This window comes from Xylophilus sp. PBN-3R, from assembly GCF_057747805.1.
On sequence record NZ_CM173225.1, the window covers coordinates 4724322 to 4748823 of the forward strand.

General features: G+C 66.0%; 24 protein-coding genes. 18 read left to right on the top strand and 6 right to left on the bottom strand.

All coding sequences use genetic code 11. The annotated features are described in order from the left end of the window. The first annotated feature begins 75 nt into the window (after positions 1 to 75). The 7 genes from AC3ANW_RS22360 (at position 76) to AC3ANW_RS22390 (ending at position 6298) form a co-directional block, all read left to right on the top strand. On the top strand, positions 76 to 1059 hold the full coding sequence (locus tag AC3ANW_RS22360; RefSeq protein ID WP_488343021.1) for an N-carbamoyl-D-amino-acid hydrolase: 984 nt from the start codon (positions 76 to 78) through the stop codon (positions 1057 to 1059). 5 nt (positions 1060 to 1064) lie between these two features. Further along, positions 1065 to 2111 carry a threonine ammonia-lyase gene (locus AC3ANW_RS22365; RefSeq protein WP_488343022.1) on the top strand — a complete coding sequence of 349 codons (1047 nt, stop codon included), beginning with the start codon at positions 1065 to 1067 and terminating at the stop codon, positions 2109 to 2111. Between the two features lie 44 nt (positions 2112 to 2155). Next, positions 2156 to 3145: a Bug family tripartite tricarboxylate transporter substrate binding protein gene (locus tag AC3ANW_RS22370; RefSeq protein ID WP_488343023.1), complete on the top strand. Its 990-nt coding sequence runs from the start codon at positions 2156 to 2158 to the stop codon at positions 3143 to 3145. A gap of 13 nt (positions 3146 to 3158) precedes the next feature. Next, complete coding sequence (locus AC3ANW_RS22375) at positions 3159 to 4616, top strand: N-acyl-D-amino-acid deacylase family protein (RefSeq protein ID WP_488345491.1); 1458 nt, start codon at positions 3159 to 3161, stop codon at positions 4614 to 4616. A 252-nt stretch (positions 4617 to 4868) separates the two neighbouring features. Then, a complete protein-coding gene (locus AC3ANW_RS22380) occupies positions 4869 to 5063 on the top strand; it encodes a hypothetical protein (protein ID WP_488343024.1) in 195 nt (64 codons plus the stop codon). Between the two features lie 27 nt (positions 5064 to 5090). After that, positions 5091 to 6089, top strand: coding sequence for a transglutaminase-like domain-containing protein (locus AC3ANW_RS22385; protein ID WP_488343025.1), 999 nt, complete (start codon positions 5091 to 5093; stop codon positions 6087 to 6089). Positions 6090 to 6148: 59 nt separating this feature from the next. Beyond that, positions 6149 to 6298, top strand: a complete 150-nt coding sequence (locus AC3ANW_RS22390) for a hypothetical protein (RefSeq protein WP_488343026.1) — start codon at positions 6149 to 6151, stop codon at positions 6296 to 6298. Between the two features lie 50 nt (positions 6299 to 6348). On the opposite strand, the gene AC3ANW_RS22395 is transcribed toward AC3ANW_RS22390, so the two are convergent. Beyond that, a complete protein-coding gene (locus AC3ANW_RS22395; RefSeq protein WP_488343027.1) occupies positions 6349 to 7887 on the bottom strand; it encodes a YifB family Mg chelatase-like AAA ATPase in 1539 nt (512 codons plus the stop codon). Positions 7888 to 8169: 282 nt separating this feature from the next. Here AC3ANW_RS22395 and AC3ANW_RS22400 point away from each other — a divergent pair, with 282 nt between their 5' ends. The 8 genes from AC3ANW_RS22400 to AC3ANW_RS22435 all read left to right on the top strand — a co-directional run bounded on the left by AC3ANW_RS22400 (position 8170) and on the right by AC3ANW_RS22435 (position 15911). Beyond that, positions 8170 to 8898 carry a TorF family putative porin gene (locus AC3ANW_RS22400; RefSeq protein WP_488343028.1) on the top strand — a complete coding sequence of 243 codons (729 nt, stop codon included), beginning with the start codon at positions 8170 to 8172 and terminating at the stop codon, positions 8896 to 8898. Between the two features lie 57 nt (positions 8899 to 8955). After that, a complete protein-coding gene (gene glnK / locus AC3ANW_RS22405) occupies positions 8956 to 9294 on the top strand; it encodes a P-II family nitrogen regulator (RefSeq protein WP_213954512.1) in 339 nt (112 codons plus the stop codon). Between the two features lie 25 nt (positions 9295 to 9319). Further along, a complete protein-coding gene (gene amt, locus AC3ANW_RS22410) occupies positions 9320 to 10912 on the top strand; it encodes an ammonium transporter (protein ID WP_488343029.1) in 1593 nt (530 codons plus the stop codon). Positions 10913 to 11075: 163 nt separating this feature from the next. After that, positions 11076 to 12014, top strand: coding sequence for an SMP-30/gluconolactonase/LRE family protein (locus tag AC3ANW_RS22415; protein ID WP_488343030.1), 939 nt, complete (start codon positions 11076 to 11078; stop codon positions 12012 to 12014). An 82-nt stretch (positions 12015 to 12096) separates the two neighbouring features. Beyond that, positions 12097 to 13233: a glycolate oxidase subunit GlcE gene (gene glcE / locus AC3ANW_RS22420; RefSeq protein WP_488343031.1), complete on the top strand. Its 1137-nt coding sequence runs from the start codon at positions 12097 to 12099 to the stop codon at positions 13231 to 13233. A 13-nt stretch (positions 13234 to 13246) separates the two neighbouring features. Next, positions 13247 to 14494: a glycolate oxidase subunit GlcF gene (gene glcF / locus AC3ANW_RS22425; RefSeq protein ID WP_488343032.1), complete on the top strand. Its 1248-nt coding sequence runs from the start codon at positions 13247 to 13249 to the stop codon at positions 14492 to 14494. Between the two features lie 60 nt (positions 14495 to 14554). Beyond that, positions 14555 to 15439: a ProQ/FINO family protein gene (locus tag AC3ANW_RS22430; RefSeq protein ID WP_488343033.1), complete on the top strand. Its 885-nt coding sequence runs from the start codon at positions 14555 to 14557 to the stop codon at positions 15437 to 15439. 91 nt (positions 15440 to 15530) lie between these two features. Continuing rightward, complete coding sequence (locus AC3ANW_RS22435; RefSeq protein ID WP_488343034.1) at positions 15531 to 15911, top strand: peptidase associated/transthyretin-like domain-containing protein; 381 nt, start codon at positions 15531 to 15533, stop codon at positions 15909 to 15911. Between the two features lie 33 nt (positions 15912 to 15944). Here the strand turns inward: AC3ANW_RS22435 and lplT are convergent, their stop codons facing one another. Then, positions 15945 to 17249, bottom strand: coding sequence for a lysophospholipid transporter LplT (gene lplT / locus AC3ANW_RS22440; RefSeq protein WP_488345492.1), 1305 nt, complete (start codon positions 17247 to 17249; stop codon positions 15945 to 15947). Positions 17250 to 17438: 189 nt separating this feature from the next. Between lplT and alr the strand changes: the two genes are divergently transcribed. Both alr and AC3ANW_RS22450 read left to right on the top strand, forming a co-directional pair. After that, complete coding sequence (gene alr, locus AC3ANW_RS22445; RefSeq protein WP_488343035.1) at positions 17439 to 18533, top strand: alanine racemase; 1095 nt, start codon at positions 17439 to 17441, stop codon at positions 18531 to 18533. A gap of 359 nt (positions 18534 to 18892) precedes the next feature. Further along, entirely contained in the window at positions 18893 to 20032 is a 1140-nt protein-coding gene (locus AC3ANW_RS22450; protein WP_488345493.1) for a PLP-dependent aminotransferase family protein, read from the top strand. A gap of 61 nt (positions 20033 to 20093) precedes the next feature. Here the strand turns inward: AC3ANW_RS22450 and AC3ANW_RS22455 are convergent, their stop codons facing one another. Both AC3ANW_RS22455 and AC3ANW_RS22460 read right to left on the bottom strand, forming a co-directional pair. After that, positions 20094 to 20549, bottom strand: a complete 456-nt coding sequence (locus AC3ANW_RS22455) for a PA2169 family four-helix-bundle protein (protein WP_488343036.1) — start codon at positions 20547 to 20549, stop codon at positions 20094 to 20096. 136 nt (positions 20550 to 20685) lie between these two features. Next, complete coding sequence (locus AC3ANW_RS22460; RefSeq protein ID WP_488343037.1) at positions 20686 to 21954, bottom strand: nucleoside recognition domain-containing protein; 1269 nt, start codon at positions 21952 to 21954, stop codon at positions 20686 to 20688. Between the two features lie 98 nt (positions 21955 to 22052). Between AC3ANW_RS22460 and AC3ANW_RS22465 the strand changes: the two genes are divergently transcribed. Beyond that, a complete protein-coding gene (locus AC3ANW_RS22465) occupies positions 22053 to 22952 on the top strand; it encodes an alpha/beta fold hydrolase (RefSeq protein WP_488343038.1) in 900 nt (299 codons plus the stop codon). 11 nt (positions 22953 to 22963) lie between these two features. Here AC3ANW_RS22465 and AC3ANW_RS22470 read toward each other — a convergent pair whose 3' ends face one another. Both AC3ANW_RS22470 and AC3ANW_RS22475 read right to left on the bottom strand, forming a co-directional pair. Next, a complete protein-coding gene (locus AC3ANW_RS22470; protein WP_488345494.1) occupies positions 22964 to 23959 on the bottom strand; it encodes a Bug family tripartite tricarboxylate transporter substrate binding protein in 996 nt (331 codons plus the stop codon). Positions 23960 to 24079: 120 nt separating this feature from the next. After that, positions 24080 to 24406, bottom strand: coding sequence for a hypothetical protein (locus AC3ANW_RS22475; RefSeq protein ID WP_488343039.1), 327 nt, complete (start codon positions 24404 to 24406; stop codon positions 24080 to 24082). Between the last annotated feature and the right edge of the window lie 96 nt (positions 24407 to 24502).

The following is a 24502-nucleotide window of genomic DNA, read 5'->3' on the forward strand; positions in this document are numbered from 1 at the left end:
AGTCAAGGGGCTTTGGAAGCACGCCTGCCGCTTTCATCATTCGGTCCGACGTTCAACCGAAGAGACCGAAATCCCATGTCCAAGCTGATCACCGTGGCCGCCGCCCAGATGGGCCCCCTGCAAAAGGACGAAGGCCGCGACGTCGCGGTCGCGCGCCTGGTTCGCCTGCTCGAACGTGCTCACCAGCGCGGCGCGCAGGTGGTGGTGTTCCCCGAACTGGCGCTGACCACGTTCTTCCCGCGCTGGTACCACGAGGATCTGGACGAGATCGACCACTGGTACGAAACCGAGCTGCCCTCCGCCGCCACGCAACCCCTGTTCGACGCCATCCGCAAGCTGGGGCTGACGGTGTACCTGGGCTATGCCGAAATTTCCTTCGAGGCCGACGAGACCGGCGCGGTGCGCAAGCGCCGCTTCAACAGTTCGGTGGTGATCGCACCCAGCGGCGAAATCATCTTCAAGTACCGCAAGGTGCACATGCCGGGCCATGTCGAATATTCGCCGACCCGTCGGGTGCAGCACCTGGAAAAACGCTATTTCGAAATCGGCAACCTGGGCTTCCCGGTGGTGCGGGCGCCGGTCGGCGACACCCCGGTCAACCTGGGAATGATGTTGTGCAACGACCGCCGCTGGCCGGAGTCGTGGCGCGAGATGGGCCTGCAGCAGGTCGAGCTGGTCATGCTCGGCTACAACACGCCCAGCCTGAACATGGAGAACAAGGGTTTCGAGGCGCACCACCTGCGGGTCTTCCATTCCGAACTGTCGATCCAGGCCGGTTGCTACCAGAACGCCACCTTCGCGGTGGCGGTCGCCAAGGCCGGCGCCGAAGACGGCCACGAATTGCAAGGGCATTCGGTCATCGTCAACCCGCAGGGCGAGGTCATGGCCCGCACCACCACCTGGGACGACTGCCTGGCCGTGGCCGACTGCGACCTCGACATGTGCCGGCTGGGCCGCACCACCATCTTCAATTTCGCCGCCCATCGCCGGGTCGAAGCCTACGGCCGCATCACCGCGCAGACCGGCAGCGTCGAGCCCGCCGTGTGGACCGGACGCTGAACGCCATGACGAGCATCAACCGTCCCCGTCCCCGTCCCGCGGAAAGCATCCGGCACGAGATGCTGGGCGATATGCGTGTCCCGACCTTCGCAGACGTCGAAGCCGCCGCCAACCGCATTGCCGCCCGTGTGCGTCGCACGCCGCTGCTGCGCTCGGCCGCACTCGACTCGCTGGCCGGCGCGCCGGTCTGGCTCAAGCTCGAGAACCTGCAGGTCACCGGCTCATTCAAGGCGCGCGGCGCCTTCAACGCCATGCTGGCCATGCCGGCCGACCAGCGCGCCCGGGGCGTGGTGGCCTATTCGACCGGCAACCATGGCCAGGCCATCGCCACTGCCGCGCAGCAACTGGGCATGTCGGCCACCGTGGTGATGCCGGCCGATGCGCCGGCCAACAAGGTCGCCAAGGCCACGGCACAGGGCGCGAGGGTGGTGCATTACGACCGCCGCACCCAGAGCCGCGAAGACATCGGGATGCAGTTGCTGGCCGAGACCGGCGGCACGCTGGTGCCGCCCGGCGACCATCCGGACGTGCTGGCCGGCCAGGGCACCGTGGCGCTCGAAGCCTTGCAGGACCTGCCGGTCGAAGCCCGCCAGAACCTGGGCCTGTTCGCCGCGCCCTGCGGCGGAGGCGGCCTGATGGCCGGCTGCGGACTGGTGATCGACCGGCTCAGCCCCGACACCCGCCTGGTGGCGGTGGAGCCGGCCGGTTTCGACGATACGGTGCGTTCGCTAGAAGCCGGCGAACGGGTGCCCAACGCGCCCGGCGCCGTCACCCTGTGCGACGCGCTGATGGCAGCCATCCCGGCCGAACTGCCCTATGCGATCAACAGCCGGTTCCTGGCCGGCGCCACCGCGGTGACCGATGCAGAAGTGCGAACCGCAGTGCGTTTCGCGCTGGAAGAACTGCACCTGCTGGTCGAGCCGGGCGGTGCCGTCGCGCTGGCCGCGCTGCTGGCCGGAAAACTGGACCTGCAGGGCCGCGATGCAGTGGTCGTGCTGTCCGGCGGAAACATTGACCTGCCCTTGCTTCAGGACCTGCTGGCGGCCGCCTGAAACCGAATTTTCCGATTCCTTCTTTTCATTCCGAGAGTCCCACCATGTCCATCCTCAAATCCCTGATGGGCCGGCTGGCGCGCTGCGTCGCCCTGCCCGCCGCCGCGCTGCTGCTGGCCACCGGCGCATCGGCCGCCTACCCCGACCGCCCGATCACCATCATCGTGCCCTTCAACGCCGGCACCACACCCGACATCCTGTCGCGCATGGTGGCCGACCAGATGGGCCGCGACATCGGCCAGTCGGTGGTGGTGCTCAACCGTGTGGGTGCCTCCGGCATCATCGGCACGCAGGCGCTGATCAATTCGCCGGCCGACGGCTACACCATCGCCTACGCCAACGTCGCCACGCTGGCCATCAACCAGGGCCTGTATAAAAAACTGCCCTACGACGCCGACAAGCAACTGGCCCCCGTCGCCCTGGCCGGCTACGTGCAGAACGTGCTGGTGGTGCGCCCCGAGCTGGGTGTGAAGACCGTGCCCGAACTCATCGCGCTGGCCAGGAAGAAACCCGGCGCCCTCAGCGTCGGCTCCGGCGGCAACGGCACCACCGGCCACCTGAGCGCCGAGATGTTCAAGTCGATGGCCGGCGTCTTCATGACCCACATCCCCTACAAGGGCGGGCTGGAAGCAGACCTGGCGCTGATCCGCGGCGAGATCGACGTGCTGTTCGAGAACATCACCACCATCGCGCCGTACATCAGCAGCGGCAAGGTCGTCGCCCTGGGTGTCACCGGCGGCAAACGCGACCCGACCCTGCCCAACCTGCCGACCATGGCCGAAGCCGGCCTGAAGGGCTACAACGCCGTCGCCTGGACCGGCTATGTGGCGCCGGCCGGCGTCGACCCGCAAGTGCTGGACTTCCTGAACAAGGCGATCAACAAGGCGCTGAACGACCCGCAGATGAAAAGCCGCCTGGCCAACCAGGCCTTCGAGGTGACCACCGGTCCGCGCAACGCGCTGTTCGACCTGGCGCACAAGGAACGCCCGATGTGGGCGGACGTCATCAAGAAATCCGGCGCTGCTATTGATTGACCTCCCCCAGAAGATGGCGCATTTCGACGTTCTGATCACCTCCGGCACTGTCGTGGACGGCACCGGTGCGCCGCGTTTCCAGGCCGATGTCGGCATCGCCGGCGACCGCATCGCGGCTGTCGGCGACCTGCGCGCGGACACCGCCGCGACGGTCATCGACGCCACCGGCCGCATCGTCGCGCCGGGTTTCATCGACTCGCATACCCACGACGACCGCTACCTGCGCCAGCAGCCGCAGATGCCGGCCAAGCTGAGCCAGGGCGTGACGACGGTCGTCACCGGCAACTGCGGCATCAGCCTGGCGCCGTGGCGACCTGCCGCCGGTCAGCCGGTTCCGCCGCCGCTCAACCTGCTGGGCAACGATGCGGCGGCCTTCCGGTTCGCCACCTTCTCCGAATATCTGGCCGACCTGGAAAGCCATCCATCGGCCGTCAACGCCGCCTGCCTGGTGGGCCACACCACCTTGCGCGTGGCGGCCATGGAAAACATCGACCGCACCGCGAACGAAGCCGAAATCGACTCCATGCGCGGCCTGCTGCGCGAGGCGATGGAAGCGGGCGCCATCGGCATCTCGACCGGCGCGGCCTACCCCGCAGCCATGCCCGCCAGCACCGCGGAGCTGGTCGGAGTCATCGAGGCGATGCGGGGCTACGGCGGTGTGTATGCGACCCACATGCGCGACGAGAGCGACCGCATCTTCGAAGCCATGGACGAGGCCTTCGAAGTCGGCGCCGCGGGCGACGCGCCGGTGGTGCTGTCGCATCACAAACTCATCGGCAGGCACAACCACGGCCGGTCGCTGCAGACGCTGGTGCACATCGCGCAAGCCATGGAACGGGCGAAACAACCGGTCGGCCTGGACGCCTATCCCTACACCGCCGGTTCCACCTTGCTGCGCAAGGACCGGCTGGCGGTGTCGAGCCGGGTCATCGTCACCCAGTCGGTGCCGTTTCCGGAATATGCCGGCCTGGACCTGGACGTCATCGCCGAAAAGATGGGCCTGTCGCCGGAAGACGCGGCGGACCGGCTGCAACCCGCCGGCGCCATCTACTTCCTGATGGACGAGGCCGACGTGCAGCGCATCCTGGCTTTCGGCCCGACCATGATCGGCTCGGACGGACTGCCGCACGACACCGCGCCGCATCCGCGCCTGTGGGGCACCTTCCCACGCGTGCTGGGCCATTACTGCCGGGAGGTGGGCCTGTTCACCCTGGAGCAGGCGGTGCACAAGATGACCGGGCTGACGGCGGACCATTTCCGGCTGCCGGGCCGGGGCAAGGTGTTGCCGGGATGTTTTGCCGACATCACCGTGTTCGATGCCGGCACCGTCATCGACCAGGCGACCTGGGCCGACCCGATGCGCCAGGCGCTGGGCATCGACGCGGTGCTGGTGAACGGTGCCGTCGCCTGGAACGACGGTGCGGCGACGGGTGTTTTCGGCGGGCGGGTGATCCGGCATTCGGACGTCTGAGTTCGCCCCTGCGGCTTTGGCATTGCGGGCAAGTTGTTCTATTTTCCGCCGTCGCGCAAGAAAAGCGTGACCGGGATTGGCGTCCCGCGGTTTTGAAGATCCGCGGTGCTTTGGTGCTGCGGTTGTTCGTTCGTTCCGCTTGGGGCGGCTCGGACGGGAGGGCTCACGCCCTGCCGGAACGCTTCAAAACCACGGTACGCCAACCTGTTCGGCGTTCTCTTTTCCAATCGAGAAAAGAAGAGGCGACCGGATATGCAAAACACGACGTTCAGCTTTCAGGAAATCGACCAGCTCAGTGCATTGCTGCGGCATGTCTGCTCGCTGGCCATCGCCGGTGTGGGTGTGTCCAACGGGTATGGCGGGGCCGAGGTGGCGAGGCCGACCTGCACGACCACATCCGCCTGCTTCGACTCCGCCGAAGACTGGATGCCGCCGGGCCTGGGCTGAAACAGGGCGGCGTGAATGTCAAAAGACATGGCCGGTATTTTTTCTGGCGTCCACGCGACCAACGCCCTACCGATCGAGCCGCTTTTGGCTGACAACGGGCCGGTGCGTCAAACGAGACCATGGGTGCTGCCGAGACAGTGTTTGTTTCCGCGCCGAACAACACTCATGCAATCCAAGCCGATGAAATCCCCGACTCGCCTGCGCTGCGACTTCGAATACGAAGTCTATAGCCCGTGCCACTTCATATTCAATGTTCATGCCGCCAAAAGTCCTGAACAGGATGTACTGGACGAACAGTTGATACTCACGCCCAATGTCGCGTTGCAGGATTCATTCGATTCAGCCACCGGTAATCGCATTTTCAGATGCAACGTCATGCCCGGTGTGTTTTCCCTGCGCTACGACGCCACCGTTCAGATCAATCGTGGGCTGGCCGGAGGCAATGATCACGAGGCGGAAATTTTGAATATTCCCGACCACGCGCTTCACTACCTGATGCCGAGCCGGTTCTGTCCCTCCGACAGCATGAGCCAGGAGGCGCAAAGACTTTTCGGGCATATCTGGAAAGGCCGCCAGCGGGTCGAATACATCTGCCAGTGGATCAGGGACAACATCGATTACCGGATCGGCGCAAGCAACCCGACGACGTCCGCACTCGATGCTTACCAGCAGCGTGCAGGCGTATGCCGAGATTTTGCTCACCTGCTGATCACCTTTTGCCGGGCATTGAATATGCCGGCCCGCCTGGTGGGTGGTTATTGCCATTTTGAAGAACCGCCGCAGGATTTTCACGCAGTGGTGGAAGTCTGGCTGGGGGACAGATGGCTGATGTTCGACCCGACCCAATTGGCGCTTCCGGAGAATATCGTCCGGGTGGCGACCGGTTCGGATGCCAAGAACACGGCTTTCTCGACCGTTTACGGCTCCATGTTCATGACCCATATGCATATCCAGGTGAGCCATGAAGGCGCGCAGCCGTCCAATACGCCTGACCCGATTCAGGCAACCATCCGGCGCGCTTCTTAATCCATCGACGATATTCCTGCATTCAGATCATCTGTTTTAACCACGCTACCGGAAAAATCATGTTCAAACTGATCAAACTTGCCCCGTTGGCCCTGATGGCGTGGCGCTGGTACAAAGCGCAAAAGGCGCAAAAGGCGCAAAAAGCCGCCGCTGGAAACGTCGCAGGTCATGACAGGACGACGTTGAACAGTTTCAATCGACATCGCTGAAAGACTGCAAATACGGAGGATGTCGTGGTCGGAAGGCGTTACGTCGACGGTCAGCCCTCGGCCGCCCGCAGCGCCCGCCGGTACTGCGCGGCTTCTGCCACATGCGCGACCTGCACCGCGTCCACGCAGGCCAGGTCGGCGATGGTCCGTGCCACTCGCAATACGCGGTGGGTGCTGCGCGCCGACCAGCCCAGCTTCACGGCAGTCTTCTGCAGGAAAGCCATGGTCCGGTCGTCCAGCGCGGCATGGATTTCGAGGTCGGCGGTGCGCATCGCGTGGTTCGAGGCGCCCTGCCGGTCCATCGCCTTTTGCCGGCCGGCATGAGCCCTGGCGCGGATGGCGGCGGTGTCCTCGCCGGGCGGTGCCTTCAGCAGGTCGGACGGCTGCAGCGCCGGCACCTCGATCTGCAGGTCGATGCGGTCCAGCAGCGGTCCGGAAATGCGGGCCTGGTAACGCACGATCTGCTCGTGGCTGGAACGGTAGGGGTGTTCGCGTGTGCCCAGGCCGCCGCAGGGGGTGGGGTTCATCGCGGCGATCAGCTGGAAATGCGCCGGAAATTCGGCCCGGCGGGCGGCGCGCGAGATGCTGATGCGCCCGTTTTCCAGCGGTTCGCGCAGGGCCTCGAGCGCCGACCTGGCGAACTCGGGCAATTCGTCCAGAAACAGCACGCCGTGGTGGGCCAGCGAAATCTCGCCGGGCCGGATCGGCGAACCGCCACCGACCAGGGCGACAGCGCTGGCGGTGTGGTGCGGCCCGCGGGTCGGACGAACGCCCCAGTTCGCCAGGTCGAAGCGGCCGGACAGGCTGGCCACGGCGGCGCTTTCCAGTGCCTCGTCCAGCGACATCGGCGGCAGCAGTCCGGCAAAACGCTGGGCCAGCATCGACTTGCCGGAGCCCGGCGGGCCGACCATCAACAGGCTGTGGCCCCCGGCCGCGGCAATCTCCAGCGCGCGTTTGGCGGATGCCTGGCCCTTGACGTCGCGCAGGTCGAGGTAGGTGGGTTGTGCGGCGAGGTCGAGTGGCGCGGGTCGGCACCATCCGTCCACTTCCGGCGCCTGCTCGGCCACCGCCGGTGGCAAGAACTGCCGCACCACGTCCAGCAGGTGGCGGGCACCGAAGATCTCGCGACCCGGCACCAGGGCAGCTTCGCTGGCGCTGGCGGTGGGCAGGGCCAGCCGAACCGAAGGTGATTCGCGCCGCAGGGCCAGCGCCATGGCCAGGGCTCCGCGCACCGGTCGCAACTCGCCCGAAAGCGAAAGTTCGCCGGCGAATTCCCAACCCGCCAGCAGGCTCGCCTCGATCTGCCCGCTGGCCGCCAGGATGCCCAGCGCGATGGGCAGGTCGAAGCGGCCGGAGTCCTTGGGCAGGTCGGCCGGCGCCAGGTTCACCGTGATGCGTTTGTTGTGGGGAAATTCCAGGCCGGCGTTGGCCAGGGCCGACCGAACCCGTTCACGCGCCTCTTTCACCTCCACATCGGCCAGGCCGACCAGGGTGAAGCTGGGCAATCCGTTGGCCAGGTGGACCTCGACCGTGACGGCGAGCGCCTCCAATCCTTGCAACGCCCGGCTTTGCACGATCGCAATCGACATTGGGTTTCCTTATGAAGAAAAGGGGAAACCCGGAATCTAGGGCATAACGGATATGTGGGTGAATATTCACTCAGCCCTCAAAAGGGGCGGCAGGGGGTGCAATGCCCCGGGATGGCGCGGTCTTGTTCACAAATAAGTACAAGATGCACGGTTGACATGGGCTTATGTACGGTCCTGGGGGCATCCCTGTCCACTTCGGGGCTACTTGGCATGGATCGTGCAAATTGCTCGGTGGCAATTTGTCACACACCCCCCAATTTTCACCCCCCGGAGAAGACAGATATGAAGAAAGCCCTGTTCGCGCTTGCAGCCGTTACCGCCGCCGCACTGCCACTGGCCGCCAGCGCCCAGTTGACCGCCAATGTGACGGCGATTTCGAACTACAAGTTCCGTGGCCAGGACCAGGATTCGTCGCGTCCCAACAAGGCTCTGAAACCCGCACTGCAAGGCGGCTTCGACTATGCGTTCGGCGACACCGGCTTCTACCTGGGCAACTGGAACTCGTCTGTCGACTTCGGCGCGGCTGCTCCGAACAACAGCATCGAAAGCGACTTCTACGGCGGCTACAAGATGACTGCCGGCGACTTCGCCCTGGACTTCGGTGCCCTGGCTTACATCTATCCGGGCTACGCCGCTTCCAAGACCGTCGAGCTCTACGGCTCGGCCGGCTGGGGCCCGCTGGTGCTGAAGTATTCGCACACCGTGTCCGACGACTACTTCAACTATGCCGGTGCCCGCACCAGCAACCTGAAGGGCCGCAACACCGGTTACCTGAACCTGGCCTTCGCCCAGGAAGTCGCTCCCGCCACCACCCTGAAGGTCGCCCTGGGCTACACCAACTTCGCCAGCGATATCGCTGCTCCGAACTATGTCGACTACAGCGTCGGCGGCGCTTACGATTTCGGCGGCGGCGTCTCGCTGACGGCCGGCATCGTGGGTGCCACCAAGAAGAACTATTTCGGCGACGTCAACAAGGCGCGCCTGATCGTCGGCCTGACCAAGGCGATGTAAGGACAGTCCGGCGGGCATGATGCCTGCCGGTTCCAAATAAATCGGAGGAAAGTCAATATGAAATTGGTGACAGCGATCATCAAGCCCTTCAAGCTCGACGAGGTGCGTGAAGCCCTGTCGACGATCGGAGTCCAGGGCATCACCGTGACCGAAGTCAAGGGCTTCGGCCGCCAGAAAGGCCATACCGAGCTGTATCGCGGCGCTGAATACGTCGTCGATTTCCTGCCCAAGGTCAAGATCGAAGCCGCCGTGGCCGACGACCTCGTCGAGCGTGTGATCGAGGCCGTCGAAGGCGCCGCCCGCACCGGCAAGATCGGTGACGGCAAGATTTTTGTGTACGACCTGGAGCAGGTCGTCCGCATTCGCACCGGTGAAACCGGCCGCGAGGCTCTGTGATCCGCAGGACGAAAGAAACATCGAAATGAAAAAGATCCTTGCTTCCCTCGTACTCGGCGCAAGCCTGATCGCTGGCGCTTCGTTCGCCATCGCCCAGACGCCCGCCACCCCGACCGGTGAAGGCGCTGCCGCCACTACGTCGACTTCCGCTGCGGCCGCCGATTCGGCCCCTGCCGCCACCGCGCCTGCGGCACCTGCTGCCGCAGCGCCCGCGATGGCTGCTGCCGCTCCCGCCGCCGGTGCAGCGCCCGCTGCCGAAGTGGTTCCGGCCGCCGGCCCCGCACCCGTGCCCAACAAGGGCGATACCGCCTGGATGATGGTCTCCACGCTGCTGGTGCTGATGATGGCCGTCCCCGGCCTGGCACTGTTCTACGGCGGCCTGGTCCGCAGCAAGAACATGCTGTCGGTGCTGATGCAGGTCATGGTCACCTTCTCGCTGATCGTCGTGCTGTGGTTCATCTACGGCTACAGCCTGGCGTTCACCGAAGGCAACTCGTTCGTCGGCGGTTTCGATCGTTTCTTCATGAAGGGCATCTGGGACAACGTCGCGGGCACCTTCGCCAACGGCGCGACCTTCAGCAAGGGCGTGGTCATTCCGGAAATCGTGTTCGCCTGCTTCCAGGCCACGTTCGCCGGCATCACCTGCGCACTGATCGTCGGTTCGTTCGCCGAACGCATGAAGTTCTCCGCCGTGCTGGCCTTCATGGTCCTGTGGTTCACCTTCAGCTACATCCCGATGGCCCACATGGTCTGGTTCTGGATGGGTCCTGACGCCTACACCGGCAAGGACGTGGTCGACGCGATGAACGCCAAGGCCGGCCTGCTGTGGCAGTGGGGCGCGCTGGACTTCGCCGGCGGTACCGTGGTGCACATCAACGCGGCTGTCGCCGGCCTGGTCGGCGCCTTCTGCGTCGGCAAACGCATCGGTTTCGGCAAGGAAGCCCTGACCCCTCACAGCCTGACGCTGACGATGGTCGGTGCCTCGCTGCTGTGGGTGGGCTGGTTCGGCTTCAACGCCGGTTCCGCCCTGGAAGCCAACGGCACCTCTGCCCTGGCCTTCGCCAACACCATGCTGGCGACCGCCGGTGCGGTGCTGACCTGGTGCCTGGGTGAAGCCATGCTGCGCGGCAAGGCCTCGATGCTGGGTGCCGCTTCCGGCGCCGTCGCCGGCCTGGTGGCCATCACCCCCGCTGCCGGCAACGTCGGTATCGGCGGCGGCCTGGTCATCGGCCTGATCTCCGGCTTTGCAGGCCTGTGGGGCGTGACCGGCCTGAAGCGCCTGCTGGGCGCCGACGACACCCTGGACGTCTTCGGCGTGCACGGCGTCTGCGGCATCCTGGGCGCCATCCTGACCGGCGTCTTCAACGCCCCGAGCCTGGGTGGCCCCGGCTTCGTCGCCGACTGGACCACCGCCACCGTCATCACCGCCGCCGACTACTCCATCGCTTCGCAAGTGTGGATCCAGTTGAAGGGCGTGATCCTGACCCTGGTGTGGTCCGGTGTGGTTTCGTTCATCGCCTACAAGCTGGTCGACATGACCATCGGCCTGCGCGTCAGCGAAGAAGCCGAGCGCGAAGGCCTGGACATCACGACACACGGCGAAACCGCCTATCACTAAGACACCCGCCGAGACCCGGGCACGCTCCTTGCATCGTGCCCGTGGCTGCGAACTTGCTTTGTAGCGAGAGTCTCCTTTGGATGTTGGGCCCGCAGCGATGCGGGCCCTTTTTTTTGTGCGGGCCGAAACAGCTGCGGGCTTCAAAGCTGGGTAAGGTGAGGGCATGAACCTGGACTGGACCCCCGCCTTCGACACGCCCGACATCCTGGGCGAATCCCCCTTCTGGCATCCGCTGGAGCGACTGCTCTACTGGGTGGACATCCCCGGCCGCAAGATCCTGCGCGGCGAGCCCGGCGGCGGCCGGCGCGAGGCCTGGGACATGCCTTCCGAGCCCGGCTGCATTGCACCGGTACGGGGTGGCGGCCTGGTGGCAGCGCTGCGCGACGGTGTCTACCGCGCCCGCGCCTGGGGCGGCCCGCTCGAGCTGCTGATGCGTTTCCCGCACGACCCCGCCACCACGCGATTCAACGATGGCAAGTGCGACAACGAGGGCCGTCTCTGGGCCGGCACCCTGTACGAACCCAAGGTCAGGCGCGCGGCCGAGTTGTGGTGCCTGGACATGCGCAGCGGCAAACCCGAAGCCCTGATGAAGGCTCACAACGCCACCACCGCCAATGGCATGCTGTGGACGCCCGACGAAAGCAAGGCGTTCTGGTCCGACACACCGCGCCACCGCATCCACCAGTGGCAGTTCGACGCGGCGCCCGGCGTGCTGCGCCATCACCGGGTGTTCCGGCAGTTTCCGGCGAAACCAGAAGGCTGGACGGCGGAGACCGCCGGAAACTTCGACTACGGCGGCCGTCCCGATGGTGCCGCCATGGACAGCGCCGGTCGTTACCACTGCGCGATGTTCGAAGGCGGCCGCCTGCTGCGGATCGACGCGGACGGCCGGCACGAAGAAAGCCTGCCGGTGCCGGCGGCCTGTCCCACCATGCCGTGTTTCGGCGGCGACGACCTGCGCACCCTGTTCGTCACCACCGGACGCGAGAAACGGCCAGAGATCGAACTGCGCCGCACCCCATGGGCCGGACGGGTGCTGCAGGCGCGGGTCGAGGTGCCCGGCCTGCCGGTCAATTTCTTCGATCCGGGGCCGGCGGGCTGAATCGCGGCGCTCAAATAATTTGAGGGTTGTCCCCGTATAAATTTCAGGCCGTTGCGCAGTGGGGCAACCGTAACATCCGGTGATGCATAGGCCGACCCCACCCGCCCTGAACCACCTCGCCGACCGTGTTCGCGCCGCTGCGGCAGACGCCACGCACCTGCATATCCAGGGCGGCGGCAGCAAGCTTTTCTATGGCAATCCGGTGCGGGGCGAGCCACTCGACACGCGGCCGCTGGCCGGCATCGTCGACTACGAACCCAGCGAACTCGTGGTCACCGCCTGGGCCGGCACGCCACTGGTCGAACTGGAAGCCGCACTGCACGAACATGGCCAGTGCCTGCCTTTCGAACCCCCGCATTTCGGCTCCGGCAGCACGTTGGGTGGCATGGTTGCCGCCGGCCTGAGCGGGCCCGGGCGGGCGAGTGCGGGTGCGGTGCGCGACTACGTACTGGGCGCGCAACTGCTCAACGGCCGGGCCGAGGTGCTCGACTTCGGCGGCCAGGTCATGAAGAACGTGGCCGGCTACGACGTATCGCGCCTGCTGGCGGGCTCGCTCGGCACGCTGGGCGTCATCACCAGGGTGAGCCTGAAGGTGCTGCCGATGCCGCCGGCCGAAGCCACGCTGAAATTTGCCTGCGACCAGGACACCGCACTCGAACTGCTGCACGGCTGGGGCGGCCAGCCACTGCCCCTGAACGCCAGTTGCTGGGTGCAGGAAGACCCGGCGGACGCCGGGTCGGGTTTGCTCTACCTGCGGCTGCGCGGCGCCGTCGCGGCAGTGCAGTCGGCATGCGTCAGGCTGGGCGGTGAACGTATCGCCCCCGACCAGGCCGACCGCGACTGGGCGGCCTGCCGTGACCAGCGCCTGCCGTGGTTCGCCGACCGCGACGCCGGCCAGGACCTGTGGCGGCTGTCGGTGCCGCAGACCGCGCCGGTGCTGTGCGGCGACCTGCCCGCCGCGGTCGGTCCGCTGGTCGAATGGATGGGCGGTCAGCGCTGGTATCGGCTGGCGGCGGGCGATGTGGCGGCCGCGCGCAGGCTGTGTGCCTCGGCCCTGGCGGTCGGTGGACACGCCACGTTGTTCCGCGCTGCCCGGGCCGATGCTGCCGGACGGTTTGCTCCGCTGACGGCGTCGCTGGCCCGCATCCACGCCGCGCTGCAGCAGCAGTTCGACCCGGCGGGCATCTTCAACCGTGGCCGGCTGCAGCCGGTGTCCTGAAAAAAAGAGCCACATGCAGACCAACCTCGCCCCCGAATTCCGCGGCACCGCAGACGGCCTGGAAGCCGAAGCCATCCTGCGCAAATGCGTGCATTGCGGCTTCTGCACCGCCACCTGCCCGACCTACCAGCTGCTGGGCGATGAACTCGACGGGCCACGCGGCCGCATCTACCTCATCAAACAAGTGCTGGAGGGCCAGGCGCCGACCGAGAAGACCCGCACGCACCTGGACCGCTGCCTGACCTGCCGTAATTGCGAAACCACCTGTCCGAGCGGTGTGCAGTACGGCCATCTGGTGGACATCGGCCGGCGCATCGTCGAGGAAAAGGTGCCGCGCAGCGCCGGCGAACGCGCGCTGCGCTGGACCTTGAAGGAAGGCCTGACCTCGCCGCTGTTCGCCCCCGCCATGAAGCTGGGCCAGTCGGTGCGCGGCCTGCTGCCGGAAACCCTCAAGGCCAAGGTGCCGGCGCCGCAAGCCGCGGGCACCTGGCCGAAACGCCGGCATGCCCGGCGCATGTTGCTGCTGGCCGGTTGTGTGCAGCCGGCGATGGCGCCCAACATCAACGCCGCGACCGCCCGGGTGCTGGACGCCTGCGGCATCGAACTGCTGACGGCGCAGCCGGCACGCTGCTGCGGCGCGGTCAAGTTCCACCTCAACGACCAGCAGGGCGGCCTGGACCAGATGCGCGCCACCATCGACGCCTGGTGGCCGCTGCTTGACAGCGGCGAGGCCGAAGCCGTGGTGGTCAATGCATCCGGCTGCGGTGTCACCATCAAGGATTACGGCCACCTGCTCCGCTACGATCCGGCCTATGCCGAAAAGGCGGCCCGGGTTTCCGCCGCGGCGCGCGACCTCGGCGAGTTGCTGCCCGCGTTGCTGCCCACGCTGCGCGAGCGCATCCGCCCGCCGACGTCCGACGATGTGCTGGCCTATCACCCGCCGTGCACCCTGCAACATGGCCAGAAGCTGCGTGGCGGTGTCGAAGCCTCGCTGCGTGCGCTGGGTTTCGACCTGCAGCTGGCGCCGGAAGAATCGCACCTGTGCTGCGGCTCGGCCGGCACCTATTCGGTGTTGCAGCCCGAGCTGGCCAAACCGCTGCGCGACCGCAAGCTGCACCACCTGGGGCGGCTGCAGCCCAAGGCGATTCTTTCGTCCAACATCGGCTGCATCACCCACTTGCAAAGCGGAAGCAAAATCCCGGTCCGGCATTGGATCGAAGTACTTGACGCTGCGTTGTTACCAGTGCCCGAGACCGCCTAAAACCGCGCACCCGTCGGGGGCTGGCATGATTGCGGGTTCGCCCCCGACCTGACCGACCCCGTGAACGACTCCGACAACATCCCGGCCAACCCCGTGCCGGACACCCCCGCAGACGTTGCGCCCGCTGCACCCGCAGTGGCATCCGACACGGCCAGCGCCGGCAAGCGGCCTTCGCGGCGCGGCCGCGGCGGCAAGTCGCAAGCCGGCGGCCGGCCTGCTGCCGCCGGTGGTGCTGCAAACGGCAACAACCGACCGGCCGCCCGCCCGGTGCATCCCGCACTGGAACAGCTGGCCGCGCTGTACCCCAAACACTTCGGTGCCGAATTCCTGCCGCTCAAGCGCGGCATCTTCCAGGACCTGCGCGACGCCCATCCGGACGCCTTCACGCCCGCAGACCTCAAGGAAGCGCTGGGCCAGCACACCCGTTCCACCAAGTACCTGCAGAGCGTCGCGGCCGCCCGTCCGCGCCATGACCTGGCCGGCCAGCCGGTCGAAGACCTGGCGGTCGAACACGTGTACCAGGCCCTCATGGAACTCTGGCGCCGTCGTGGCAACCGCACGCCGGAAGCCGGCAGGCAGGCGCTGCGCGACGAATGGCGCCAGCGCATCGTGCGGGCGTTCGAGGCTTCCGGCCTGACCCGTGATGCCTATGCCGAAAAGGTGCGCACACGCGACGAATCCGCCGGCGCACTGCTGGACGAAGCCCTGGCCGAGTCGGCAGCCCGTGCCGCCCGCGACGAAGCCCTGCTGCGGGCCTTCGAGGCCGGCAACACCAGCGTCGAGGCATTTGCCGACATGTACGGCCTGGACCCCCGCCAGGCACCACGTACGCTGGACGCGGCACGCCGCCGCCGCGAACTTGCTGCCGCGCAGGTCGCCGCCGCCGCGCCTGAAGTCCCGGAAACTCGCGAAGCTGCGGAAGCTTCGGATACACCGCAGGCCTGATCCGGCCCGGTTACAGATGGGTGCGCCGCTTTTGGCGGTGTTTTCCAGAATCGTCTCCTGTGCGGCCCGCACAGCTTCCAGGAGATTTCCGATGCATTCCATTTATTCACGCCTGCTGGCGGCAGCTGCCCTGTGCGGCGCCGCGCTGGCCTGCCATGCCCAACCGGAACCGATTCAGCAGAAATGCGGCGGTATCGGATCGGACGAATCGACCCGTTTCCGCGCCGAGATGAAGGACCATCCGCTGTCGCTGCTGTTCGCGCGGCCGGATGGTGACTATCTGGCCGATGTGCAGGTGAGCCTGGTCGATGCATCCGGCAAGAACCTGCTCGACTGGAAGGCCGGCGGTCCGGTGTGCCTGGTCGACCTGCCGGAGGGGCGTTATACCGTTACGGCCCGGAGCGGCGGGGCGGTGCGCGAACACCAGGTCACGGTCGGCAAGACGCCGGTGCGGGTGGATTTCAGGTTCTAGCGGGAACCGGGGCCGGCGGCAGGGCGCCGGGCCTCAATGGTGATCGTCGTGGCGGGCGATCTGGAGAAGGTGCTCGACCTCTTCCGGGTAGTTCTTCAGGTTGTTCTCGTGCCAGCGCTTGATCATCCACATCATGCCGGCCACCACGATGCCGAATGCAGTGATGGCGCCGAAGGCGGACAGTCCGAACTTGGTCGACACGCTGTAGAAGGCGCCCAGGCCCAGGATACAGGCCTGTTCGTTGAAATTCTGCACGGCGATGGAGCGGCCGGCGCCCATGAGGTTGTGGCCGCGGTGCTGCAGCAGGGCGTTCATCGGCACCACCAGAAATCCGCCGATGCCGCCCAGCAGGATCAGGAAGGGCGCAGCCAGCCAGACGTTGGTGATGAAGTTCATCAGGATCACCAGCACACCCATGCAGATGCCCAGCGGGATCACCCGGGTGGCCATGTCGAGCCTCATGCGCATCGACGCCACTACCGCGCCCACCGCCGTGCCGATGGCGACGACGCCCACCAGCGACGAAGCCTTGGTGGTGCCGTAGCCCAGCGCCGCGGCGCTCCACGCCAGCACGATGTATCGGAGGTTGCCCGACACTCCCCAGAACAGCGTGGTGGTCGACAGGGAGATCTGCCCCAGCCGGTCGCGCCACAGGCGTGAGTTGCAGGTCCAGAAATCAGGCAGCAGCTCGAGTGCGTTGCACCAGAGGCTGCGGTTCATGTCCTTGCGAAGCGGCCGCATCTGTACACCGGTGTGCGGGATGCGGGTGTTGAACCAGGCGGCCAGCATGTACACGAATATCAGCACCAGGATGGCCGCTTCGGGTGCCGTGTCGATGCCGGTGTCGAAATAAGGGATGTCGATGCCGAGCAGCAGGCTGGACACCGGATGGCCCACCAGCTGCCCGCCCAGCAGCACGCCGAGGATGATCGAGCCGATGGTCAGGCCTTCGATCCAGCCGTTGGCCTTGACCAGTTGGGACGCCGGAAGCAGTTCGGTGAGGATGCCGTACTTGGCCGGCGAATATGCCGCGGCGCCCAGGCCGACGATGGCGTAGGCGGCCAGCGGATGGGCGCCGAACAGCATCATCAGGCAGCCCGCCACCTTGATGGCGTTGCTGTAGAACATGACCCGCCCCTTGGGCCGGGCGTCCGCGAATGCGCCAACGAAGGGCGCGAGCACCACATAGAACAGGGCGAACATCGGGACCAGCGCGGCACGCTGCCATTCAGCAGCTCCGGAGGTGCGAAGCAGTTCGACGGCTGCGACAAAAAGAGCGTTGTCTGCCAGCGACGAGAAGAACTGCGCCGACATGATCGTGAAGAAACCGCGTTTCATCGATGGCATGCTGGCCGGCTGCGAGGCCGGCCGGAAATGGGGTGTGACTCTTCGGGTTTCCGGGGGAAGGCGGGTTATAGCATGCAGGCCCTGGACGACCCGGCGCAATGTCCGACCCCGCTGCCGGTGAGTTATCGCCTGCCAGAATGCCGGCCAGCTTTTCAAAGATACCCATTCGTCCCGCACGCCATGCCTCGTCCCATCCTCGCCACCGTCCACGCCGATGCTCTCAGCCACAACCTGGACCGCATGCGCCGGGCGGCGCAGGACGCCCGGGTCTGGGCGGTGGTCAAGGCCAACGCCTACGGCCACGGCATCGAGCGGGTGTTCGACGCGTTTCGTGCGGCAGACGGTTTTGCCCTGCTCGACCTGGCCGAGGCCGAACGCATCAGGGCGTTGGGCTGGCGCGGGCCGGTGATGCTGCTCGAAGGGGTTTTCGAGCCGCGTGACCTGGAGCTCTGTTCGCGCCTCGGCCTGTGGCATGCGGTGCATTGCGACGAACAGATCGACATGCTGGCCGCCCACAAGACCCAGGCGCCGCACCGGGTGTTCCTGAAACTCAATTCGGGCATGAACCGCCTGGGTTTCCCGGCGCACCGCCTGCGTACCGCGTACACCCGGCTTTCGGCACTGCCGCAGGTCGATGAAATCTCTTTCATGACGCATTTCAGCGATGCCGACGGCGCGCGCGGCATCGCCCACCAGCGTGAAGTCTTCCGGCAGACCACCGCCGACCTGCCCGGCGAACGCAGTTTGTGCAACACCGCCGCCCTGCTGCGCCATGCCGGAGACCCGGAAGTGCGCGCCGACTGGGTGCGTCCGGGTATCGGGCTGTACGGCAGCGCGCCTGACTTTCCTTTGAACGACAGCGCCCATTGGCAACTGCAGCCTTCGATGACCCTGTCGAGCCGGCTGATCGGCGTTCAGCAGCTGGCAGCCGGCGACACGGTGGGTTACGGCTCGCGTTTCACCGCCGATGCCGCCATGCGGGTGGGTGTGGTGGCCTGCGGTTATGCGGACGGTTATCCGCGCCTGTGCGACACCGGCACTCCGGTGCTGGTGAATGGCGTTCGGACGCGCCTGGTCGGACGGGTCAGCATGGACATGCTGGCGGTCGACCTCACGCCGCTGCCGGAGGCCGGCGTGGGCACCGAAGTCACCCTGTGGGGCAAGGCTTCCAGCGGCACGGTGCTGCCTATCGATGAAGTGGCCCAGGCCGCCGGCACCATCGCTTATGAACTGATGTGTGCGGTGGCACCGCGGGTGTCCGTGGTATTGGCGTGAATACCTTGAGTGGAGATATTCATATCTCCGCTCGGGATAACCAGCGATGTGACATTCTGATTCGCGAGAAAATGTAGGTAAAACGCTGGCCTTTGCATTGCAGGAATGGCGTTTTGAAGGAATTATGGGCAACAACCGCCGGCAGACATGCTGGCGTGTTGCCGTTATTTTCTTCATGAAAATCGCTCGCTGCGACTCTTGCCATGCTTTCCATCGTTGAACCCGGTTTGCCCTTTCAATCGCAAATGGAATTTGTCTGCGATGCACTCGCCGCCGATTTTGCGCTCGATCATCATTATCGGACGTCGCATCTGAATATGGCTGCGGGCGAAAATTATCCAGGCCGTTTCGTGCGGGGAATGGGCGGCGGCCTGCACGGTGCGTTTCAGGATTCCGACGCGCAGGCGGCACTCGTTCAGAAGCTGGAGATCTTGGGTCAGGAGATGTTCTGCGCGGCTGTTTTCGACTGGCGGCCCAACGGCGGAACCGCCGCGGCCCAGGCCGTGTTGCTGGGTTGCTGCTCGCGTGGGGACGGTTTCATGCATTTTGCGGTCGCCGACGGCGGGCAGGCCGCAATGGATGTCCTGGCCCGCAAGCTGGGTGTCGGTGTTTTCGATCTGCCGCTGCGGCACGATTCGTTGCTGGTGGACATACAGCGGCTGGCACAGCAGGTGCGTGACCATCCGCATATTCGCCTGGTGCTGCTGGACGCTGCCTCGCAATTACGCTGGCAGCCCCTGGCCGAGATTCGGGCTGCATTGCCGCCCGAAATCACACTTGCCTATGACGCGAGCCAGGATGGCGCCCTCATTCTCGGCGGCGTATTACCGCAGCCATTACTCAGCGGCGCGGATATATTGCTGGGCAACACCCATGCCACCATTCCCGGTCCGCAAAAAGGATATATCGCCTTTGCCGATGCCAGCCATTCGATGCTGCCGCCGATATTGAATGAATTGTGTCCCGGCACGCAGGCGACCTGCCATGCAGAATCCATTGCGCCGTTTTATCTGGCGTTGGTTGAAATGCAGATATTCGGCAAGCCCTATGCCGAGCAGGTCGTTCGTAATGCCAGGGCCCTGGCTGCGGGTCTCTATGCCGAGGGCCTGAACGTGAGCGGGCGGACATTCGGTTTCACTGAAACCCATCAGGTCCACCTCGGCATCGGGTCGGCCGATGCAGCCGCGCAGCTGGCATCCGATTCACTGTCCCGAGCCGGCATTCGTTGCAATGCCATCGCCATGCCGGGGACCGCCGGCCACCACGGCCTGTGTTTCGGTGTCCAGGCGCTGACCCGGCGTGGCGTCGACGAAATCGGCATGGCCTACATCGCGCGGCTGATTGTCGATGTGGTGCTGCGCCGCCAGCGCTGCGACGTCGTCCAGCACGAGGTGTCCACTTTCCTGCGGCGTTATCCGTTGCGGCCGCTGCATTTCTCGCTGGATGAACACTACGGTGCGCCGCACGGCCTGCGGCTGCGTGAAGAGGTCGAAGCCTGAAACCCATGAAAAAAGCCCCGCGGGCCGGAAGGCGCGCAGGGCTCGACGCAGAAGCCGTGGATCAGGACATCTGGCGCTGACGGTCGCGCAGCTGTTTGATCTGGTCATGGTTGCGTTGCACGCCGGCCATCTGCTGTTCGACCAGTGCGCGAACGGGTGCGGGCAGCTCTTGCTTGCTGGCCTTGCGATAACTGGCTAGCGCGGCATCTTCGCCACGTTCGGCTTCTTCCAGAAGCGACAGGTCGGTGGCAGTGGTCAGCTTGCTGCGAACCGCCACCCAGCCACGGTGCAGCGCACCGGCTGCGGTGCCGCCGTCTTCCGGCTTGCCGCCCTGGGCGATGACAGCCTGCTGCAGATGGGCGACCGAATCGCGGATTTCCTCGGCCCGGCGGCTGAAGGTCTGCTTCAGTTCCGGTGCTTCGGCACGTTCTGCCAGCTCACGAAAGCCGTATTCGCCGTCGTGCGAGGTTTCGATCAGGTCGTTGAGGGTGTCAATAACGTCGTCGCGATCTGCCATGGTGAACTCCTTGAATGCTTGTCTGTTGGAACGGGTTTCATGGTGGACCGCCGTTTCGGTTCCGGCGTCGGTCATGGGGGCCGTGGCCTGTAGGACATCGAGGCAAGGCCACGAAAGGCGGTCGCCGCCCCGTGTATCAGCCGAAGAAGGCATATCCGACGAAGATGGCGGCGGCCATGCCCGCGAGGTCCGCCACCAGCGCGCATCCCAGCGCGTGCCGCGTGTCGCGCAGGCCGGCGCTGCCCGCATAGACCGCCAGCACATAGAAGGTGGTTTCGGTGGAGCCCTGCATGATGGCCGCCAGCCTGCCGGGAAAGGAGTCGACGCCGTAAGTGGTCATCACGTCGACCATCAGGGCCCGGGCGCCCGAACCCGACAGGATCTTCATCAGGCCGACCGGCAGCGCCGGCAGGAATGCGGTGTCGAGCCCCATTGCCGCCACGCCGGCACCGACGGCGCCCAGCACCGCATCCATGCAGCCGGCGGCCCGGAACAGGGCAATGCCGCAGAGCATTGCCACCAGGTAGGGAACGATCTGGATCGCGACACCGAAACCCTCCTTGGCGCCCTCCACGAACACCTCGTACACCGGCACTCGCCGCCAGGCACCGACGCAGAGAAACAGGGTGATCAGCCCCAGGATGCCGGCCGCGCCCACCACGCCGGCCGCCTGGGCGAACACCGCCGGCGGCAGTCGCGACAGGCCTGCCAGCAGAGCGCCGCCGGTCAGCAGCAGGGCCAGCAGGGGCAGCCACCAGCGCGGTTTCCACAGAGGAAACCGCTGGCACACCGCGACCGCGATGAACCCGGCCATGCAGGACGCACCGGTCACCAGCAGGGTCGGCAGGATGATGGCGGCCGCATCGAAATGCAACACCTTCTGCTGCATCGCGACAGCCTGACGGACGGCGATCACCGAGGTCGGCACCAGCGTCAGCCCGGCGGTGTTGAGCACCATGAACATGATCTGCGCGTCGCTGGCCGTGGTGTTTGCCGTGGTGTCGGTGGCCGTCCGCGGGTTCAGTGTCTGCAGTTCACGCATGGCCGACAGGCCGAGCGGCGTGGCCGCGTTGTCCAGGCCCAGCAGGTTGGCAGACAGGTTCATGGTCATGGCGCCCTGCGCCGGATGACCCGCCGGCACACCCGGGAACAGTGCGCGCAGCAGGGGCGCGGCACGGCGCGCCAGGGCCTCGACCAGGCCGGCGCGTTCGCCGACCTTCAGGAATCCCAGCCACAGCGCCATGACACCGGTCAGTCCGATGGCGATGTCGAAACCGCCTCGCGCGGCATCGAACAGCGCAGCCACCAGGCGGGCGAACACATCGGCGTCGCCGATTGCGAAACGCACGCAGGCGGTGACGATGGCCACCAGGAAGAAACCGAGCCAGACCAGGTTGATGACCATGTGGGAGAACTTTGAAAGGCTTTCGAGGAAAGGCGAAAATCGGCCGGAACAGGTCTCGCCGATTGTCGTGTCCCGACCGGCCTTCTCTCCCTTGCCGTATGTCCGAATCGACCGAACCCGCCAAATCCACCGAATCAGGCCCGCCTTTCGCCTTCGATGCCGCTGCCGATGCACAGGCACGCGCCGACATCGCCGCCCTCGACGCCGGCACCCCCCGCGAGACCGCCATCGTCGATGGCTGCGAAGTGGTTTTTCGTCGCCTGGGCGAGGGCCCGCCGCTGGTGCTGCTGCACGGCGGCCACGGCAGCTGGCTGCACTGGATCCGGAACCTCGATGCCCTGTCGAAAAATCACACGCTGTGGATCGCCGACATGCCCGGTTATGGCGAATCCGGTGTGCCGGAGGGGGAGCAGACGCTGGACCTGATCGTCGATACGCTGGCCGCTGCCCTGGACCAGTTGCTGGGTGACAGCGCCTTCGACATCGCCGGTTTCTCTTTCGGCGGCCTGTGTGCCGCCACCCTGGCGGCGCGCCGGCCGGCGGTGCGCCGTGTCGCCCTGCTCGGCCCCGGCGGCCACGGCCAGCCGCGGCGCGAGCGGCTCGGCATGCTGAACTGGAAAGACCTGCCGTCAGGCGAGGAACGCGACGCCCGGCTGCATCACAACCTGGCGGCACTGATGCTGCACGACACCACGGCCATCGACGCCACGGCGCTGGCGCTGCACCGTGATTCGTGCGTGAAGACGCGTTATCGCAGCAAGAACCTGTCGCGCCGTGGCGCCTTGCTTCCGGCCCTCGAGGTGCTTGCCGCACGTCGGGTGCCGGTACTTCTGGCCTGGGGCGAGTACGACGTCACGGCGGTGCCGTCGCAGGCCGGCCCGGCCATGCTGGCGGGCGCGCCTCAGGCCGAACTGGTCATCGTGCCGAACGCCGGGCACTGGCTGCAATACGAGGCGCCGGAAGCCACCGACCGCCTGCTGCTCCAGTGGCTGGCCTGAAGTCCGGTGCGTCAGGTATCGGCGCTGAAACCGACCGACTTGACGATGCCGCGCCAGCGTTCGGTGTCCGCCTTCAGGGCGGCCGACAGCTGCTCGGGTGAGCTGACCTGCGGTTCCAGGCCGGCGGCGGCCAGGCCTTCGATGGTGTCCTTCTGGGCCACCGCGTTGCGGATGGCGCCGTTGAGCTTCTGCACGGTCTCGGTAGAAGACTTGGCGGGCAGGAAGAAGCCATACCACTCGCTGAACGCCAGGTCCTTGTAGCCCTGCTCGGACAGCGTCGGCACCTGCGGGAAGAACTTGCTGCGCTGGGCGCCGGAAGTCGCCAGCATGCGGCACTTGCCGGCCTGCACGAACTGGATGAATTCGCCGACCGGTCCGCAGACGGCGGGAATCTGGCCGCCCACCATGTCGAGGATGGCGGGCTGGGAACCGCGGAAGGCGACATGGGTCATGTCGACCTTGCCGGCACGGCCGATCAGGATGCCGATGAAATGCGGCGACGAGCCGGCGGCCGGCGAACCGAAGGCGGCGCGCTCGGGTTTGGTCCGGCACCAGGCCAGGTAGTCTGGAATCGTCTTGATGTGGTCGGGCACCGACGGGCCGACCGCGAAACCGTAGTCGAACACGGCCGCGATGGCGACGGGTGCCAGGTCGGCCACCGGGTCGTAGGGCAGCTTCTTGTAAGTGTGCGGATAGATGCCCAGCATGGACATCGGCGTCAGCAGCATGGTGGCGCCGTCGGCAGGCTGGCTCTTGACGTACTGGATGGCGATCTGGCCGCCGGCACCGGTGCGGTTCTCGACGAATGCCGCATGGGCATAACCGGGGTGCAGCTTTTCGGCGATGCGACGGCTGACCGCGTCGGCGGTGCCGCCGGCAGCGAAGCCGTTGACGACACGGGCCGAATCGAGCACGGCGGGTGTTTGTGCCTGTGCAAGGGTCCAGGGCGAGGTCACCAGGGGCGAGACAGCGGCGGCCTGCAGCAGGCGGCGGCGCGGAATGGAAATCATGAAGCGGGCCTTTCGGGGCGGTGCGCGAGACGGCAGGAAAATCAGCCCCGATTGTCTCCGTGCGAAAGGTCGTCGCCTCTCAGGGGAGTCCCGGAGAAACCCGCATGCGGTGGCGTCTCAGCCCGCCGACCCGAAGTCGGTATCCACGAAATCGGCGGCATGCCTGCGCAACACCTTGCCGCGGCTGCGCGCCCACTGGTCCGACGCGGCGCTCAGCAGTTCGGTCACACGGAAGGTGGTTTCGATGCGTTCGCGCCGGTCCAGCGAATGGTTCAGCCTGAGCATCAAGCGGGTGAGCGACACCGAATAACGGTTGCCGGCGCCGAATTCGGCATCCAGCGCAGCCTTGGCGTCGAAAGTGAGGTGCATCACCTGTTCGATCTGGCATCCGTCGGTGCGGGTGAGCAGGGCAACTTTGGCAAGGAGGTCGTCGAAAGTGTTCATAGTGGTTGCCTATCCTCCCATGGGCGCCGGTTGCCAAAAGCTTGATGAACCCATGTTTTAACCCATATTAAGAACACGTGTCCATGTGTATCGCCA

Excerpts from the sequence above, each read along its gene's own strand:
- glcF (WP_488343032.1), top strand. The coding sequence starts at position 13,247 with ATGCAGACCAACCTCGCCCCCGAATTCCGCGGCACCGCAGACGGCCTG.
- AC3ANW_RS22450 (WP_488345493.1), top strand. The coding sequence starts at position 18,893 with ATGGGCGGCGGCCTGCACGGTGCGTTTCAGGATTCCGACGCGCAGGCG.
- AC3ANW_RS22360 (WP_488343021.1), top strand. The coding sequence starts at position 76 with ATGTCCAAGCTGATCACCGTGGCCGCCGCCCAGATGGGCCCCCTGCAA.
- AC3ANW_RS22460 (WP_488343037.1), bottom strand. The coding sequence starts at position 21,954 with ATGGTCATCAACCTGGTCTGGCTCGGTTTCTTCCTGGTGGCCATCGTC.
- AC3ANW_RS22370 (WP_488343023.1), top strand. The coding sequence starts at position 2,156 with ATGTCCATCCTCAAATCCCTGATGGGCCGGCTGGCGCGCTGCGTCGCC.
- AC3ANW_RS22395 (WP_488343027.1), bottom strand. The coding sequence starts at position 7,887 with ATGTCGATTGCGATCGTGCAAAGCCGGGCGTTGCAAGGATTGGAGGCG.
- glnK (WP_213954512.1), top strand. The coding sequence starts at position 8,956 with ATGAAATTGGTGACAGCGATCATCAAGCCCTTCAAGCTCGACGAGGTG.
- AC3ANW_RS22380 (WP_488343024.1), top strand. The coding sequence starts at position 4,869 with ATGCAAAACACGACGTTCAGCTTTCAGGAAATCGACCAGCTCAGTGCA.
- glcE (WP_488343031.1), top strand. The coding sequence starts at position 12,097 with ATGCATAGGCCGACCCCACCCGCCCTGAACCACCTCGCCGACCGTGTT.
- AC3ANW_RS22455 (WP_488343036.1), bottom strand. The coding sequence starts at position 20,549 with ATGGCAGATCGCGACGACGTTATTGACACCCTCAACGACCTGATCGAA.
- alr (WP_488343035.1), top strand. The coding sequence starts at position 17,439 with ATGCCTCGTCCCATCCTCGCCACCGTCCACGCCGATGCTCTCAGCCAC.
- AC3ANW_RS22435 (WP_488343034.1), top strand. The coding sequence starts at position 15,531 with ATGCATTCCATTTATTCACGCCTGCTGGCGGCAGCTGCCCTGTGCGGC.
- AC3ANW_RS22375 (WP_488345491.1), top strand. The coding sequence starts at position 3,159 with ATGGCGCATTTCGACGTTCTGATCACCTCCGGCACTGTCGTGGACGGC.
- amt (WP_488343029.1), top strand. The coding sequence starts at position 9,320 with ATGAAAAAGATCCTTGCTTCCCTCGTACTCGGCGCAAGCCTGATCGCT.
- AC3ANW_RS22465 (WP_488343038.1), top strand. The coding sequence starts at position 22,053 with ATGTCCGAATCGACCGAACCCGCCAAATCCACCGAATCAGGCCCGCCT.
- AC3ANW_RS22385 (WP_488343025.1), top strand. The coding sequence starts at position 5,091 with ATGGCCGGTATTTTTTCTGGCGTCCACGCGACCAACGCCCTACCGATC.
- AC3ANW_RS22390 (WP_488343026.1), top strand. The coding sequence starts at position 6,149 with ATGTTCAAACTGATCAAACTTGCCCCGTTGGCCCTGATGGCGTGGCGC.
- AC3ANW_RS22365 (WP_488343022.1), top strand. The coding sequence starts at position 1,065 with ATGACGAGCATCAACCGTCCCCGTCCCCGTCCCGCGGAAAGCATCCGG.
- AC3ANW_RS22415 (WP_488343030.1), top strand. The coding sequence starts at position 11,076 with ATGAACCTGGACTGGACCCCCGCCTTCGACACGCCCGACATCCTGGGC.
- lplT (WP_488345492.1), bottom strand. The coding sequence starts at position 17,249 with ATGAAACGCGGTTTCTTCACGATCATGTCGGCGCAGTTCTTCTCGTCG.
- AC3ANW_RS22400 (WP_488343028.1), top strand. The coding sequence starts at position 8,170 with ATGAAGAAAGCCCTGTTCGCGCTTGCAGCCGTTACCGCCGCCGCACTG.
- AC3ANW_RS22475 (WP_488343039.1), bottom strand. The coding sequence starts at position 24,406 with ATGAACACTTTCGACGACCTCCTTGCCAAAGTTGCCCTGCTCACCCGC.